Annotated in this window: 16 protein-coding genes; 7 read left to right on the top strand and 9 right to left on the bottom strand. The window is 49.1% G+C overall.

What is annotated here, in order from left to right:
* Positions 1-101 precede the first annotated feature (101 nt).
* Positions 102-1,949 (top strand): cation:proton antiporter, encoded by a 1,848-nt coding sequence (locus AC6R0L_RS07390; protein ID WP_500628749.1) that lies wholly within the window; start codon positions 102-104, stop codon positions 1,947-1,949.
* 88 nt (positions 1,950-2,037) lie between these two features.
* On the opposite strand, the gene AC6R0L_RS07385 is transcribed toward AC6R0L_RS07390, so the two are convergent.
* Positions 2,038-3,000: a magnesium transporter CorA family protein gene (locus AC6R0L_RS07385; protein ID WP_500628748.1), complete on the bottom strand. Its 963-nt coding sequence runs from the start codon at positions 2,998-3,000 to the stop codon at positions 2,038-2,040.
* A gap of 114 nt (positions 3,001-3,114) precedes the next feature.
* Positions 3,115-3,957 carry a LysR family transcriptional regulator gene (locus AC6R0L_RS07380; RefSeq protein WP_500627355.1) on the bottom strand — a complete coding sequence of 281 codons (843 nt, stop codon included), beginning with the start codon at positions 3,955-3,957 and terminating at the stop codon, positions 3,115-3,117.
* A 103-nt stretch (positions 3,958-4,060) separates the two neighbouring features.
* On the opposite strand from AC6R0L_RS07380, the gene rimK reads away from it, so the two are divergent.
* Genes rimK through AC6R0L_RS07360 form a run of 4 tightly spaced genes read left to right on the top strand, consistent with a single transcriptional unit; the run spans position 4,061 to position 7,322 of the window.
* On the top strand, positions 4,061-4,966 hold the full coding sequence (gene rimK, locus AC6R0L_RS07375; RefSeq protein ID WP_334552982.1) for a 30S ribosomal protein S6--L-glutamate ligase: 906 nt from the start codon (positions 4,061-4,063) through the stop codon (positions 4,964-4,966).
* Between the two features lie 5 nt (positions 4,967-4,971).
* On the top strand, positions 4,972-6,003 hold the full coding sequence (locus AC6R0L_RS07370; RefSeq protein WP_334552984.1) for a succinylglutamate desuccinylase/aspartoacylase family protein: 1,032 nt from the start codon (positions 4,972-4,974) through the stop codon (positions 6,001-6,003).
* Positions 6,003-6,452: an ATP-dependent zinc protease family protein gene (locus AC6R0L_RS07365; RefSeq protein ID WP_334552986.1), complete on the top strand. Its 450-nt coding sequence runs from the start codon at positions 6,003-6,005 to the stop codon at positions 6,450-6,452. The genes AC6R0L_RS07370 and AC6R0L_RS07365 overlap by 1 nt, the downstream gene beginning before the upstream one ends.
* A 6-nt stretch (positions 6,453-6,458) precedes the next feature.
* Positions 6,459-7,322 carry a mechanosensitive ion channel family protein gene (locus AC6R0L_RS07360; protein WP_500628747.1) on the top strand — a complete coding sequence of 288 codons (864 nt, stop codon included), beginning with the start codon at positions 6,459-6,461 and terminating at the stop codon, positions 7,320-7,322.
* A 49-nt stretch (positions 7,323-7,371) separates the two neighbouring features.
* On the opposite strand, the gene AC6R0L_RS07355 is transcribed toward AC6R0L_RS07360, so the two are convergent.
* The 3 genes from AC6R0L_RS07355 to AC6R0L_RS07345 form a co-directional block, all read right to left on the bottom strand.
* A complete protein-coding gene (locus AC6R0L_RS07355; protein WP_500628746.1) occupies positions 7,372-8,508 on the bottom strand; it encodes a glycerate kinase in 1,137 nt (378 codons plus the stop codon).
* Positions 8,509-8,622: 114 nt separating this feature from the next.
* Positions 8,623-9,792, bottom strand: coding sequence for a sugar diacid recognition domain-containing protein (locus AC6R0L_RS07350; RefSeq protein ID WP_500628745.1), 1,170 nt, complete (start codon positions 9,790-9,792; stop codon positions 8,623-8,625).
* A gap of 26 nt (positions 9,793-9,818) precedes the next feature.
* Positions 9,819-10,304 (bottom strand): MarR family winged helix-turn-helix transcriptional regulator, encoded by a 486-nt coding sequence (locus tag AC6R0L_RS07345; protein WP_500628744.1) that lies wholly within the window; start codon positions 10,302-10,304, stop codon positions 9,819-9,821.
* Positions 10,305-10,419: 115 nt separating this feature from the next.
* Between AC6R0L_RS07345 and AC6R0L_RS07340 the strand changes: the two genes are divergently transcribed.
* Entirely contained in the window at positions 10,420-11,304 is an 885-nt protein-coding gene (locus AC6R0L_RS07340) for a DMT family transporter (RefSeq protein ID WP_500628743.1), read from the top strand.
* 87 nt (positions 11,305-11,391) lie between these two features.
* Complete coding sequence (locus AC6R0L_RS07335) at positions 11,392-11,616, top strand: DUF2798 domain-containing protein (RefSeq protein WP_500628742.1); 225 nt, start codon at positions 11,392-11,394, stop codon at positions 11,614-11,616.
* A 51-nt stretch (positions 11,617-11,667) separates the two neighbouring features.
* Here AC6R0L_RS07335 and AC6R0L_RS07330 read toward each other — a convergent pair whose 3' ends face one another.
* The 4 genes from AC6R0L_RS07330 to AC6R0L_RS07315 form a co-directional block, all read right to left on the bottom strand.
* Positions 11,668-12,387 carry a YebC/PmpR family DNA-binding transcriptional regulator gene (locus tag AC6R0L_RS07330; protein WP_334553012.1) on the bottom strand — a complete coding sequence of 240 codons (720 nt, stop codon included), beginning with the start codon at positions 12,385-12,387 and terminating at the stop codon, positions 11,668-11,670.
* 89 nt (positions 12,388-12,476) lie between these two features.
* Complete coding sequence (locus AC6R0L_RS07325; RefSeq protein ID WP_500627348.1) at positions 12,477-12,686, bottom strand: DUF3283 family protein; 210 nt, start codon at positions 12,684-12,686, stop codon at positions 12,477-12,479.
* Positions 12,687-12,853: 167 nt separating this feature from the next.
* Positions 12,854-13,051: a PA3496 family putative envelope integrity protein gene (locus tag AC6R0L_RS07320; RefSeq protein ID WP_334553016.1), complete on the bottom strand. Its 198-nt coding sequence runs from the start codon at positions 13,049-13,051 to the stop codon at positions 12,854-12,856.
* A 697-nt stretch (positions 13,052-13,748) separates the two neighbouring features.
* Positions 13,749-15,719: a replication initiator protein RctB domain-containing protein gene (locus AC6R0L_RS07315; RefSeq protein WP_487902458.1), complete on the bottom strand. Its 1,971-nt coding sequence runs from the start codon at positions 15,717-15,719 to the stop codon at positions 13,749-13,751.
* Positions 15,720-16,694 lie beyond the last annotated feature (975 nt).

Genomic DNA, 16,694 nt, shown 5'->3' with positions numbered 1-16,694 from the left:
ATGGATTTTCACTCTAAGTGGATAAGAAAAAGGGTGCAAGCGCCCAGTTTCATGTGTAGCTTGAATTTCAAAGACATCATCCATTTTCAAAAGGAATAACAATGAGTTCAGAGATGATCGCCTTGACCCTAGCCGGTGTCGGGGTTCTAGGCTTAGTCTGTCAATGGGTCGCATGGCAACTTAAACTGCCGGCGATTCTATTTTTGTTGATTGCTGGATTGCTAGTGGGGCCAGTGCTTGGCCTGTTCTCACCCGAGCAAGCCTTGGGCGATCTGTTTTTCCCCATCATTTCACTGGCTGTTGCCGTGATTCTGTTTGAAGGCAGCTTAACCCTAAACTTCAAACAAATAAGGGGGATCAGTAAAAGTGTTTGGAGTATTGTCACCATAGGGGCAGTGATCTCTTGGATCATTACCTCGTTCACGACCCATTATTTGCTTGGCCTAGACTGGAGCATCGCCTTCCTCTTTGGCAGCTTGACGGTGGTGACAGGGCCAACGGTGATCGTGCCGCTGCTACGCACGGTCAGGCCAAGCTCACGCCTGGCCAATATTTTGCGCTGGGAAGGGATCTTAATTGACCCATTAGGCGCGCTGTTTGTGGTGATGGTGTATGAATTCATCGTCTCACAAAGCGAAGTGCACAGCTTAGCCGTATTCGGCACCATTTTGGTGGTCGGTTTTGGTTTGGGCATCGCAGCAGGCGTGTTGGTGGCCGCCATGATGCGCCGCCATTGGTTACCAGAGTATTTGCAACCGTTTGCCGTGCTGACCATTGTACTAGGGGTATTTGCCGCCTCCAATTATCTTGAACACGAATCGGGTCTTTTGACCGTAACCGTGATGGGCGTATGGCTTGCCAACGTCAAAGGCGTCAGCATTGCACACATCCTCCATTTTAAAGAGAACCTCACCATTCTCTTTATCTCTGGTCTGTTTATTCTACTCGCCGCGCGAGTGCAAGTGTCCGACTTTGAGCAGCTTGGTTTCGCGGCGTTGGTGCTGTTTGCCGTCATCCAGTTGGTGTCTCGTCCGGTGTCAATTTTCCTGTCCACGGCGCGCAGCCAGCTGTCGACCAAAGAGAAAGCCTTCCTCGCTTGGGTTGCCCCGCGCGGTATCGTTGCCGCTGCGGTCTCTTCACTGTTTGCCATTAAACTGACCTTTTTGGAGGTCGACGGCGCAAACTTGCTGGTGCCACTGATCTTTATGGTCATCATCGGCACCGTGGTGCTGCAAAGTGCCACGGCCCGCCCGATCGCGGCTTGGCTGGGTGTCGCAGAGCCTTCGCCAAGAGGCTTTTTGATTGTGGGTGCCAACGATGTTGCGCGCAAAATTGGTAAAGCGATTTCAACCTACGACTGCCGAATTCTGATGGCCGATTCCAACTGGGACTACGTACGCAAAGCGCGCATGGACGGGTTTGATAGCTACTACGGCAACCCAACCTCGAGCCATGCCGAAGACAACCTCGACCTGATTGGTATTGGTCAGGTGCTGGCGGTCACCCCCGACCAACATTTCAACTCTATTGCCAGTGTGCAGTTGGCGACCGACTTTGGCCATCGCAAGGTGTTTTGTCTGCATGAAAAGAAAAGCGATGAGTCACAAGATAAGCATACTCACAACTCTGAACACGCCTACTCCCTGCTGCTCGGTGGCACAGTCAGCTATAAAAAGTTGGCCAGTATGATTGGTCAAGGGGCAGAAATGAAGCACACCAAGATCAGTGATAACTTCACCTTTGAGGATTACAAGGCGCAATACAAAGACGCCACCGTAGTGCCGTTGTTTGTGGTCAATGTGAAAAACCGCATCCATATTGTCAGCCAGCCTGATGAACTCAAGCCCGTGGCGGGCGAAATCATGGTGTCACTGATCCACAGCAAAGAGAACAATCACAAAGACAGCACTCTCAAAGACAATAACGGCCGAGAGGCAAAAGCCGAGTAACGGCGCTCGGCGAAGCATCACACGCCAAGCCATAAAAAACCATCGCCCACCGATTTGGTGGGCGATGGCGTTTATGAATAACCGCTCGCTACAACCAGCGTTTGCGCCTAAAGACGTACAATAGCGCCGACGCGACACCAATCATCACGCCCCACAACACAAAATAGCCGTGCTCAAACCGCAGCTCAGGAATGTATTCGAAGTTCATTCCGTAGATACCGGCAATAAAGGTCAGCGGCACGAAAATCGCTGATACCACCGTCAATAGCTGCATGGTCTTGTTCAGTTGATGCGAACTCAGCGAGATGTAACCTTCAATCAAGTCGCCGCACAAGTCGTAGTACATAGAAGTTAAACTTTCGAGACGATCGAATTTATCAAACACATCACGGAAGCTGTGTTTCACCTCTGAATCGTTCATATCAATGAAGGCCAGCTCTTCTTCCATCACCTGATCAATCAACTTCACGTGGTAGGACTGCACGCGGTGAATTTTACGCAGATGGGATTTAAGCAAAATCAGTCGCTGCATCAGCTCATCACTCGATTGCGTCAGCATGCCATCTTCCAACTCACTGATTTCATCTTCCGCTTCTAACACCGCATCGGTAAAACGCTGCGCCGAGGCGTTCATGATTTTACTCAACAGCAAGCTTGGTGAACGCAAATACTTCGCCAGCGATTTGTGCGCCGCTAACGCTTCAATACCAAACGAGTGTTCCACACGGCGGGTGATCAGGATTTTTTCACCGACAAAACAGGCAAGCGCCATGGTTTTTAAATCGAGATGTTCTTCGACATGACTAAATCCGCGATAAAGCACAAAAGTATGCTGATCAAACTCTTCCACCTTAGGCGGACGGCGATCGCGCTGCGCATCTTGAATGGCTAATGGGTGGCAGCCTAGCTTAGCGAGAAGCTCGGCTTCCTGCTGAGCGGGCTCTGCATAAAAATCTAACCAAATGTGGCCACCTTGAGTTTGCCACTGAGTGATTAACTCCTCGCCGCCTTCGGACAACTGATGGTCATGTAGATAAAACGCTTTTAGCACTCTGACGCTCCTTAATTTTCACGCCCAACCGTGATTTTTTACGGTTAAAAAGTGAGTTGATAAAAAAAATCGAACAATTAACGGGATAAAACAAACATTATCTAATGCTGAAGGTTATCTAATACTATAGGGAAACAGCATCAGTGAATCCTCAATCAGCTCACGTTTGTGGCTGTTGGCCAAGTAAATCGCATAGATATCACGATGAAACGTCGGCGTATTGGGCACCAAATGCAGTTGCTGACGTCGCAACTGAGCAAAACACATCTGCCGCGGCAAGTACGCCGCCCCGCCCGCCTCGAGAATAAATGAGAGGGCAACATTGGGCTGCGTCATATGATGCCTTGGCGCGAGCTCTTCGCCAAAGTGATGGGAAAACATAGAGTTAATCGCATCACCGTAATCCACCATCACAAAGCTCTCTAGCTCCGACGCTTCCCTTACTGGCGTCGTACTGACCAACACCAAAGGGACAGTGCAGAGCTTTTTCGCCACGACTTCATCGGTATGTGGCGGCTCAAACAGAAACGCGATATCTAAGATTCGGTTGAGGACCCGTTTACGCAATTCCACCGATGAGTATGTGTGGGTGTAAAGATGGGCATCATCAATATTACGGTGAATTTTTTGTAACCAGTCATGCAGCACGATATCCCAAATGGACATCATGGCACCTAAAAATAGCTGCGAGCCATCGCTGTCTGTCACGCCGACTTCTTGCTTAATTTTGTGCCACATCGCCATCATGTCGTTGGCGTGCTTGACCATTTTATCGCCTTCTGCGGTCAGTTTTAGGCGCTTGTTAGCGCGATCAAACAGCATCACCCCCAACTCATCTTCAAGCTGTTTGATTCGGGAGCTGACCGCCGCCTGCGTCAGGTGTAAGTTCTGAGCAGACATCCGAATATGGAGCGTTTGGCTCACTTCAATAAAGGTCTTTAATAATTCAATCTTCATCGGCTTTGATAAATTTTTTCAAACAAACTGTAAGAAATATAGAGTTTTATTTATCGATTTTCAAAGACTACAGTTAAGTCACACAAACACAAAGGAGTGCCTCATGAAAATCGCTATTCTGTCTCGCAATAAAAAACTCTATTCCACTCAGCGTCTCGTCGAGGCGGGTATCGAACGTGGCCACGAAGTCGATGTGATCGACACTCTACACTGTTACATGGATATAACAAGCAGCCGCCCTACCGTACGTTATCACGGTGAAGAGTTGCCGCTGTACGATGCGGTGATTCCGCGTATTGGCTCTTCCATCACTTTCTATGGCACTGCGGTGGCAAGACAGTTTGAAATGATGGGCACCTTTAACGTCAATGAGTCGGTGGCGATCAGCCGCTCTCGTGACAAATTGCGCTCGCTACAATTGCTGTCTCGCAAAGGCATTGGTCTACCAAGAACAGGCTTTGCAAGCAAACCGGACAACATCAAAGACTTGATCAAAAACGTCGGCGGCGCACCGCTGGTCATTAAATTGCTTGAAGGTACCCAAGGCATTGGCGTGGTACTTGCGGAAACCTCAAAAGCGGCGGAGAGCATCATCGAAGCCTTTATGGGACTGCAAGCGAACATTTTGATTCAAGAGTACATCAAAGAGTCTGGCGGCGCTGACATTCGCTGTTTGGTGATTGGTGGACGCGTGGTTGCTGCAATGAAGCGCCAAGCGGCGGAAGGGGAGTTTCGCTCCAACCTGCACCGTGGCGGCTCTGCGGAGATCATTCGTTTGACCAAAGAAGAGCGCGAAACCGCGGTCAATGCGGCCAAAGTAATGGGCTTGAATTTCTGTGGCGTTGATTTGCTGCGCTCCAACAGCGGCCCGATGGTGATGGAAGTCAATTCCTCTCCAGGTCTAGAAGGCATTGAAAAAGCAACCAACCTCGATGTGGCGGGCAAGCTGTACGAATTTATTGAGAAAAACGCCAAATTTAACGCCAACAAGACGCGTGGCAAGGGTTAATAAGCATGACAGAACTGAAAATTGGCGCTCACACGATTAAGCCGGGCGAGCGTAAAAAGATTGCGCTGCCAGTAGCAAAGCTGTATACAGACGCCGAAGTTTCGCTGCCGGTGTATATCGTGCGTGGAAAACAGGCAGGGCCGACGATTTTCGTCAGTGCCGCGGTGCATGGTGATGAGCTCAATGGCATTGAAATTGTCCATCGCATCATCAACATGAAACGCTTTCGTGTCCTGCGTGGTACGGTGATTTTTGTGCCTATGGTTAACGTGCATGGTGTGATTCATCAAAGCCGTTATTTACCAGATAGACGCGATCTTAACCGCAGCTTTCCGGGCTCGCCTAAAGGGTCGCTCGCGGCTCGAGTCGCCAATATTTTTAAAACCGAAATCATCGACAAATGCCAATACGGTATCGATTTGCATACCGGCGCGATTCATCGCACCAACTTGCCACAGATCCGGGCTAACGTCGAAGATGAGGTGACCGCAGAACTCGCCAACGCCTTTGGTGCGCCTGTGGTACTGCACTCGGAAGAAATTGACGGCTCACTGCGCGATTGCGCCGCCAACTCGAATACCAAAGTCTTGGTGTATGAAGGAGGCGAAGCACTGCGCTTTGATGAGACCTCTATTCGTATGGGCACCCGTGGCGTGATTCGCGTCCTGCGCCATCTCAACATGGTCAGCAAAGGTCGCAACCAACGCAAAGGGGTCCCTGAGCCTGTGGTCGCTCGTGGCAGCCAATGGGTGCGCGGCAGTGCCAGTGGCATCGTCAGACATAAGTACCAGTTGGGTGACTACGTCAAGAAGGGCGATGAACTGGCTACCATTAGCAGTGCGTACGGTGAAAAATTGGCGGTGATTGTCGCGCCTCGCACAGGGGTCATCATCGGTAAGCAAAACATTCCTTTGGTTCAAGAAGGCGAAGCCATGTATCACATCGCCTATTTTGATGAAGATGAAAAAGCGGTAGCCGAACAGATAGATAAGCTGTCTGAAGACGTCGCCTCTAGAGAGATAAAAGAAGGTCTGTAATGAAAAGCAGCAACACAGAAAAAGTCATTATTGGTCGCTTAGAGAACATTTCCTTGCCTGAACTGGGCATTGATAATCTCACAGTGCGAGTGGATTCAGGCGCGCAAACCTCGTCCCTACACGTTGATCACATTAAGCTTATCAAAGTGAACGGTAAACCCGGTATTCAGTTTGATATTCACCCAGAAGTGCACGACGTCGACAAAGTGGTGCGATGCAAATCTGAGTTGTATGACCTGCGCAAAATCAAGTCATCCAACGGTATGTCAGAGCAGCGCTACGTGATTGAAACGATGGCCAAATTGGGCGAGTTAGAGTGGCCGATTCAAATCACGCTCACCGACCGCTCAGACATGACTTATTTGATGTTGCTAGGCCGCCAAGCGATGGGCAAACGCTTTTTAATCGACCCTGCGCAGGTATTTTGCGGGTCTAGCATACAGGAGTAGAACACTATGTTTGAGCAAGCCATTTCATGGTTAGAAATGACGCTCTTTACCTTTAACGAACAACCGATCACCTTGTGGGCCATCTTGATGGTCCCTACTTGGGTGGTGGTGAGCTTGTGGATCGCGAAATTGATGATCAAAGCGGTTTCATCAAGGCTGGCGTCCAATGGCAAAGATCCCAACATCATCCATTTGATTGAGCGGATTTTGTTTGTGATTGCCCTTGGCATGATCTTCCTCACCACCTTGTCGATGCTCAACATCCCGATCACGGCGTTTGCGTTTCTCTCCGGTGCCATTGCGATCGGTTTTGGTTTCGGCGCCCAAAACATCATCAACAACTTCATCAGTGGTTGGATTTTGATAGGCGAAAAGCCGATTCGAATCGGCGACTTTCTTGAAGTGGAAGGCGCAAAGGGCACGGTGGAGCAAATCAACACCCGCTCGACCCGTATTCGCCGTGTCGATGGCGTGCATATGTTGATCCCAAACAGCAAGTTGCTTGAAAATACAGTGATCAACTGGACGCTACGCGATGAACTGGTGCGCGCGTCGGTTGTCGTCGGTGTGGCATACGGCAGTGATGTTCGCTTGGTCGAAAAGCTGATGCGTGAGATCACCACCAGCAATCCAAAGGTGCTGCCTAAACCTGAACCCAAAGTCTTTTTCCAAGACTTTGGCGACAACGCGCTGATCTTTGAATCCTTCTTCTGGATTCACTCGCAAGTTGAAGGGGGCATCCGATCCGTCTCAAGTGAGATTCGCTTCGAGATTGACGCCGCGTTTAACGAGCACGGCATCACCATCGCCTACCCGCAGCGTGATATTCACCTCGACGGGGCCATCAAAATAGTGCGAGAGCCGCGTTAAATGGCAAGGAAGGGAGCGTATTGCTCCCTTCCTAATCTTTTGAAAATGTTCACTTAACACAAAGAGCCAGCGCCGCCGCAACGTTTCTCGCCGTCAGCTCCACATTAAAGGCGGCTTCTTTTAGTGCAGTAGGAAGATCGGTGGCGCCGAGTACGACGCTGAACACGGCATCAAGCCCATGTTGATGGACAATCGCGCAATCTTTGGCAAGACTACCAGCAATACCGATCACAGGAATATCGTAGCGTTTGGCGGCTTTAGCCACACCGATGGGGGTTTTACCATGAATGCTTTGGCTATCGATGCGTCCTTCACCTGTAATCACCAAATCCGCACCTTGGAGGTGAGAATCAAGCGCCAGCGCTTGCATCACAATATCAATGCCGGGTGTCAGCTTCGCATGAAGCACGCCCAGTAACGCCGCCCCTAGACCACCAGCGGCGCCCGCTCCGGCCTGATGTTTGACCATAGCCCCAGTGGTGCGCTCAATGATGTCAGCATAATGCGCTAAGTTGTCATCTAGCTGCTTCACCATCGCTGGTGTCGCCCCTTTTTGCGGACCGAACACAGCAGAAGCGCCAAGCTCACCACACAGTGGGTTGTCCACATCGCACGCGACGTTAAGCTCCACCTGAGTCAAGGCAGGATGGAGTCCACTGAGGTCAAGGCAATCTAGCTCACGCAACGCACCGCCACCGAATGCGATCTCATTGCCTTGTCTGTCCAGACAACGCGCGCCAAGCGCCTGCAACATGCCGACTCCGCCATCGTTGGTCGCACTCCCACCAATACCAATGATGATGGACGTGACGCCCTGTGCGATGGCAGCGAGAATCAGCTCTCCCGTTCCATAGCTGGTGGTGGTAAGCGGATTGCGATCCTCTGCGGCAACGAGGTGAATGCCCGATGCCGCAGCCATCTCTATCACCGCAGTGCGGCCATCACCCAGCAATCCATAAAACGCCTCAACAGGCTCACCCATCGGGCCGGTTACCACGACGGGTACAATGCTGCCTCCCGTGGCGTCAACCAGCGACTGCACTGTGCCCTCCCCGCCATCGGCCATCGGCAGCTTGATGTAATTCGCATCCGGCCAAACGGAGCGGCAGCCTCGCTCAATCGCATCAGCGACCTCCATCGCGGTTAAGCTTTCTTTAAATGAATCTGGAGCAATCACTACTTTCATCGGTTTTCCTATTTCGCCAAGCACAAATGAGTATCACCAGTATAGAATGGCTTGAACGCCATTAAATTGGACATTTTTACAATAAAACCAAAAAAATAATGCTGATTTATTGTATCAACAAACAATTTTTGCTTGCAGCGCAAGGTAAAGCGCCACTTTATCCTCGAGGCAAGAAAGTCGTTTATCAGTGAGTACTTCCACTTTCTCTAGACGGTAGCGCAGCGTATTTTTATGAATATCCAACATTTGGCACGTGCTCATCGCATCCTCATTGTGCTCAAAATAGGTGCGTAGCGTATGTAGCAGCACGCCCTTACGATCTTTGGCTATTAGACGCTCAATCGGCTCTACAAGCTGATGCTGATGCCAGGACGATTGTCGTAAACTCGCCACCAATGCCGCCAAGGCGTGTTGATGATAAAACTGGATGGACAGAGACTCAGAAGTGGCGATAAACAGCAGTGATTGAGCGCTGAGATACGAGCGCTTAAGACCATCTAGCCCTGGATAGTAGTGCCCAACGCTCAACCGAGCGGAGTAGCCGCTATCACAATGGCGCTGGATGCACTGCTCAATGGTCTGCCATCGCCTCAAACATGCATGTTCCTCACGAGATTTATCCCAGAGCTGAGCCTTAACTTGCGCAGGCACCAACAAGACAATCTCATCCGGTGCATCAGGCATCAGGCCAATTAATGCGTCACGCTGAGTATGCTCTAAATCCGCAATGAGCGCTTGAATCGCCTCTAGCGACAAAGGCGTTGGCACCGTTGAGCTCACTTTGAGGATCAATGCAAGACGTGGCTGACGCAAATCAATGGTAAGCCGCTCGGCAATCGTCGCCAATTGCCCTTCTTGAACATTTGGCGCTCCTAGTAATTGCTGCAGGAGTTTTTCTCTATGGCGATTATCCCATTGCAGTTCCGCCACCAAAGCGGCTTGCTCAATGACCATTTCCGCCGTCATTTTGACTAACTCAGCGTAATAGCGTACCTCTTGGGGTTCTCCGGATAAGCCGACTACGCCAATCAATTGTCCACGATAACGAATCGGTAAATTGATCCCTTGTTTAACCCCCACTAACGCCTTAGCCATCGAACTATCCACTTCGACCGCACGTTGCTCTTGCAGTACCAATAAGGCGCCTTTATGAGAGCGATGAAGACGACTCTCGTCACTCGAACCAATGACGATGCCACATTCATCCATCACATTGACGGGATAAGGCAAGATGGACGAGGCGCGCTCAACAATATGAAGCGCGATGGCAGGGGTTAATTGCATCGGCATACTCTTTGGTTGTCCGTCATCTAAGATTCCAGTTGCTGCTGCCACTCTTTAAGCAGAGCGGTCAGCGCTTCACGCTGCGAAACGTTCAGCCCTTCGACAAGGCGATGCTGAAGGGCCACGTGCTCGTCGAGCAAGGCATCAATCACAGTGCGCCCACGCTCCGTCAATTCAACCGCAACGCTGCGTCTATCTTGCTCACTGTGAATACGTACGATCAAGCCTTTACTTGTGAGTTTATCAAGACGGTTGGTCATCGCCCCAGAGGTCAGCAGCATCGCGTTGATAAGCTCAGAAGGAGTCAAACGATACGGCGCGCCACTGCGGCGCAGGGTGGCCAAGACGTCGAATTCTCCCAATTTCAAGTCATACTGCTTGTGCAATTGAGCCAGCGCCGCTTCGATCTGCTTCGCAATGCGCAATAACCGCCCCATCATGGCCATCGGTCCTGTGTCGAGATGCGGTTTTTCTGTCGACCACTGCTGGGTCAAGGTGTCAATGACATCCACCGGGGTGCCTCTTCATTATTCTGACATGCGGATTTACCTTAACATAAAGATACTTTACAAGCACGGTGAATAGGCGTATGGTCCGAGCCAATATCTTAACGTAAAGATAAATTAAATGAATATATTGCTTGCCATGATCCCTGCATTTTTTTGGGGTACCACTTACGCCGTGACACAGTTCGCCCTTACAGACTGGCCGCCTTTGCTGCTTGGCGCATTGCGTGCGCTGCCGGCTGGGCTGTTATTGCTTGCAATAAAGCCGAGCTGGCCTAAAAGAGGCGAATGGCGAGTACTGGCTCTACTCGGAACGGTCAACATCGGGCTGTTTTTCAGCTTGATTTTTGTCATGGCACTGCGATTGCCGTCTGCAATTGCCGGTGTTGGCATGGTCTCTGTTCCTGTGTTTGCGCTGGGGTACGCTGCGCTCGTTCATAAAATCAGACCGACCTTGCTGCAATCGATTTGCGGCGCATCCTTGATCATGCTTGCGTGGTGGTTGTTCGATCCCAGTGCGATTGTCCTAGATCCGGTTGGCTTGCTCGCCATGATGGGCGCTATTTTATGCATAGTAACAGGCAGCGCGTTGACCAAATCTTTGGGCAATCGCATCCACTGGTGGAAAGTCCTGACATGGCAATTACTCATTGGGGGTGGTGTACTCACCGCAGCGGCGCTGCTCCACAGTGTCTCATCCCCGGAGCAGTACGCCCCCGTCATTGAGCATTTTTCAATGAGCAATGCACTCGGGTTACTCTGGGTAGTCGGTCTGAATACGGCGTTTAGCTACGCCATGTATGTCTGGCTGCTACAAAGAATGACTGTGGTGGATTTTACTTTTGGCGGCATTGCCAATCCGGTCGCAGGCATCGTTTCAGGGATGATACTGCTTGGTGAATCCTTCACTCCCTTTCAGTACAGCTTAATGCTGGGCATGATCATTATGTCACTGCTTCCTCAAGCGGTCTCGGCACTAGCGCACGATAGAAAGCGTGTCGCATAATCGACGAGGTTTACACTGTAAACCGGTTAGACATATGACTCACTCGCATGCAGAATAGACAAAACAACCTTTTATTGAGGAGCTACAATGAGTCGTAAACAATTTTGGATTTCAGCCCTACTGTCATCCTTCACAATGGCGTTTATCATGTCTGGGCTGCTGTCTGGCTACAATTTGGGCTTTAACGCCACCTGGCCCGCCGCTTGGATGAGAGGCTTTACCTTGGCGTGGCCATGCGCTTTGGTCTTGAACCTCACGGTACTGCCACAAATTCGCCGCTTATCAGCCTGGTTGGCCACCTCACAGGCATAAAAAAACCGAGCCAAGCTCGGTTTTTGTTACTCTATTCGTCTTACTCGTCGATTACGACAATTCAGCGTTGTGGTAAACCTGCTGAACATCGTCACAATCATCAAGCATATCAAGGAACTTTTGGAATTTCTCCGCATCCTCACCACTGACTGGCGTGTGCGTCTGCGGTACGAAAGTAATTTCCTCAACATCCAAAACTAAGTCTGGGAACGCTGCGCTCAATGCCGTTTTGGTTTTGAAGAACTCGGTATGAGGTGCGAACACTGTGATCACGCCATCTTCCAGTTCTACGTCAGTGACGTCCACATCTTCCATCATCAAGGTCTCTAGGATGACCTCGTCGTCATCACCTTTAAACTGGAACACCGCTTGATGGTCGAACATGTGTGATACTGAGCCTTCCACACCGATTTTCGCGCCTGTTTTCACAAAGCACTGGCGAACATCTTGGAAAGTACGATTGCCGTTATCAGTCAAACAGTCAACGATAACGCTCGTGCCACCCGGACCGAAACCTTCGTAGCGTGCAGGTTGGTAATCTTCACCGCCACCGCCGCTGGCTTTATCTAGCGCTTTATCGATCACGTGCGCAGGAACTTGGTCCTTTTTCGCTTTAGCAATCAAATGCTTAAGCGACAGGTTCATGTCTGGGTCTGAACCGCCGTTTTTTGCACACACGTAAATTTCTTTACCGTATTTGGAATAAACTTTAATTTTTGCGCCTGCAGTTTTCGCCATTGAGGCTTTGCGCACTTCAAAACTTCTTCCCATCGGGATGTTCTCTCTAATTTCAATTTAACGCGAAGGATTTTAGCAAAATGCGAGGGCTTTTCAATTTCTCGCCTTGCTGAGAAATGGGGTCATAACACGCCCATTACTCGCTTATATTTGGCTACAGAGTCTAAGAAGAACGCTTTCTCGTTCTCGTCTTTGATTTTGGCCGCTTGCTGATTCACTTCATCAGGGCCAGTTTTGGCCTCACGGAGCTTCCAAACCAAAAATGATGCTTGTTTATCAAGCTCAACCTTGTTTTTTTCTTCGGCAGGAAGGTTCGACAGGTTAATCGACATAAATCACGCTCAGTTTCTGTAAAAATATGGAGTGGGAATATACCACACACCAGCGAGCAAAGTAGAGTCTCAATCACCTCGCTCACCCGCCGAGATCAAAAAACAGCGCTCTTTTGGCAAAAACTAAGGGCGGCACTATGGCCGCCCTTAACTAATTAGGGGATTGCTTAATGAAGTAAGCCAAGTTCTTTCGCTTCTTCAATCGATAAGCCGCTTTCACGTATCTCTCTCAATGCTTCAATACGTCTACGTGCCTCGGCAGATTTGACTGCCTTGGTTGGCTCTTTTGTTTCTACTTCTTCCGTGAAGTCCCACTTACCGGCAATATGAGTCATTTCATCATGGTCAATAGAATTGATGGACATAGTAACCTCCGAACAAACCATGCTAGGGACGCTTAATCTGTAGCAAATACGCCTATCCCTTGTTAAGAATTTTAGCGTCAGAATGTGATTGCGCTAATAGTTCGAACACTCTTACCGATTATTTTATAAATAGCCTTTGCAGGGCAGAAAAACTAGCGATACATTTAAATGATTACCCTTAAGAAAAGTCAGGCGATCCAGCTCTCATTTTTTCTAAGGTGTGCCCTACTCTCTCCCTCTGCCACATCCAACTCTCCGCACTCCCGAAGCGTAACAACGGGCTGACTCCATCCTGAGACCAAGGTTTATCCAAACAAAAAGATTCAAGCGAAGCGGTGTCAGTACCGAGATTTCAATCTTGGGAAGAATGATCAAGGGATGTCGGTAATCTTGCACTGTGATCCGAAAGCATGATCAAGGAGATGAAGGTCGCGCGGGCGCTTAAGAGAAGCTGCGTAAAAGGAGAAATAGGGGATCAACAGGCAAAAAAATAGCGAGTTCATCGAACTCGCCAAATATTCAGAATGAATGTAACAATATGAGCCAATCTATCAGAGATAATCCTATCTCTCATTCATCAGAAAGGACAAAAGGTTGTCTATTCGGGATAAATAATAGCCAAGCTCGGCGCGCTTTATGTCAGTAAAGTGTCAGGGTAATGTAGTGATAGTGTCCAATTGTCAGACAAGGCCGCAAACTACACCGCCACTTCATCTAATGCGCGGAATACGGTCTCATCCAGATGCCCTTCATGGACTTGTTTGCACACTTTTCGGCGCACGGCGAGGCCCGCAATCAAGCGTTCGATCGACAAGTGCTTGTTTTCACTTTGGCTGTTGTACAACTCGACCATTTTACTCAAAGTCTCGTATGGGATGACCTCTTCACCGACCCGCAGGTAATCAAGCTTGTCAATGAGCTCCAGACACTCTTCTTGGATGGAGTTATGGGAGTGCCCTGTCATCGCCGCTAACGCCGTTATAGAGCGTTCTAGAGCCTCTGGAGAGGTATATTTGGAGAGAGTAATGGTGATCTCATCGGCGTTGATCTCAACTAAGTGCTTACGCTGTTTTACCCGACGGCCCAATTTGCCTTTTGCCGCGCGCTCTTTACGTTGGATAGGCTCGAATTCGCCATCAATGATCTGCGACATCTCATCAAGCTGTTGGCGTGTGACCATCTCATTACGTAGCGGGTTGGGCAGCGTCGGCGCCATGTTGCGCTTACCCGCGTTGGTGGTACGTGCACGCGAATAACGCAGCACTTCTTCAGCATCGCATTTGATGTCGAATTCGTAATCTTTGATCTTGTCGCCTTCCGCGATCGTGCGGATCGTTAAGTGATAACCCCACAAATTGACCACAAACAGATCGTCACTGCCCTTCCCTTCCGAGAGTTTTTTCAGCTCTCGGATCAAATCCATTGAAAAACGGCGCCACTCAATGTTGCGCGCAAGCTTTTGATTTAGCTCGCTTAAGAGCATTTGATCTGTGTGTCGACGAACCATACGGCTACGGAAATAGCTGTACAGCTGGAAGACCAAGGTATGCTGCTTCAGAATTTCAGGTGGGAACAAGAAGAAATAGTCACGCGTGAGCAGTTCTTCGTAGAACGACGGCTCCCAAACCAAGATGTAGAGGTTCGGTTTAATGCGAATTTCGCCGTCAGCGCCCTCTGTAGGTGCCTCTTCCGATGCGGTAATGGTTCGGGCCAAGAAACGAAAACGATCGCTCTTAAAGCCTTCTGGCATGTTCTCGCTCAGCCAGCGGCCGGTGAGTTCGTGTAACTGAAAGTCGGTAAACTCGATTCTATCGATGCTGTCACGAATGGAGTCTCGTGCAGGGCCGCTGTCTTTTTTGCCACGCAGCGACAAAATGTCGGTGATGTAGAGTGGCGTTTTGTTAGGCACGTGCGTTGCATCGAGTTGATATTGTTGCTGGTGGTGCTCATGGTATTGCACGGTTAAGGTGAACAGCGCAAAGAGCGTCATCAGATCATCCACCGTCATGATGTTTTTTGATGATCGTGTTTCGATCACTGCACGCGTACCTGAGATCGACACCATGCTTTTTTGGTACTGTTTGCGCGTTCTGGGCGGCGCTAGGGCTTGATCGATAATGCCCGCCCAGTTGGTAGGCGATACCACAAACTGATCCGCCTCATCTTTCATTGCTGGGGGAATATTCAAGCCATGCTCATTGAGCAAGCGTTTGTTCACTTGAGTTTGAGCCAGTGCCTTAGAGCGTTTTTGTTTCTCACTTTGCTTCACCGATTCCGTGACCAAGCTGGTGGCGCCCAACACGGAAATCAACTGGTTTGGGTTAACAAAGCGATGGAGCATGGTTTTGCCCGCTAGTCCTTCTTCAAAACGCACTGGTACCTGCAAAAAAAGGCCGATGTTGACTGCGGCGCGTAATCGCTGCTGAATGGCTGCTCGTGTGACTTGCCCATCTGTTGCATCGATCAACTCAGTGGTTGAAACCAAACCATCTTTGCTGCTGAATCCTCGTAGTGAGATGAGGTTGAGCAGTTCGACAATACTTTTCGTCACCCCTTTGAAGTGTTGGTATTGTTCTATCCAGTGGACAGCCGTTTCAGACACCTCAAATAAATGGCCATCCTTGTGGCTTCTTGGGGCTTTGATCAGTATTTTTTCGTCAGAACTCATGATTAGATCCGTATCACACTAGCCGTAATATCGCTATAGTTCCTGAAGAATAAAGAAAAAAAGATCATAAATAAAGAAAAAATTAAAGGTTTTTAAATAACTGATCTTTTTGATTTATTTGATCTATATTGGTTATATGATCTTATGATCTGGCCGTCAGTTGTCTTCTAAGTCATTGTTTATTGGCGCGTTATTTTTTCTGACTTGGAAAGCATGATCATGTAAAAGACGAAAGCATGATCATTAAGTTATTGAAAGCATGATCAAAATATCCAAGAACCATGATCATGTGGTTTCTGAATCAATGATCATTGGGCTGGCAGAAGCATGATCATCACTCTCTCACACGTTATCCACAGAGCGAATAGTTAAGTGTCAATAAGCGGCGGTTTATTGGTTGTGCTGAGCGCTCTGTGATACCGAAAACATGATCAAGGCAACGCCATTTCTGCTGATGTTTTTGAGCAGTGTCGCTTATTTCGCTCAGATTTCCACCGTTTATTGTCCATCATCGCATTTGAACGACAACCTCGGCCAACTTTGCTCTCAACGGCTTCTATGACGATGTAGCTCGAAAGCATGATCAAGTGATTCGTGTTTCTTCCCATATTCTGTGCCTGTCAATCTGATTTATTGGCTAAACACCGCTATTTTGGCATGAGTTCTTATTCCATCTGCATTTGTCCGTAAATAAACCTCTATTTTACATGCTTCCTAAGCATCAATTCACTTGATCATTGATCCGATCATTTGCGATGAAAGATCGCGAGGTTCAATTGATGAGATTTAGGGTTTGTTACCTTGATCATTGTTCCAGTTTCATCGATTTGGAGCGAAAGCATGATCAAGTGATGTCCCTTGATCATCGTTTCGAATACTCAACCGCTGGATCCGGTTGAGTTATGATGGTGTTGCGAGAGTTATTATCACTCATTCTGCTCACGTAAACGGCTTCGTACCGCAACGCGAGTGAGG

This window comes from Vibrio sp. R15-SG3-ISO1A (assembly GCF_059833955.1).
This window is presented reverse-complemented; position numbering and strand designations above follow the sequence as displayed.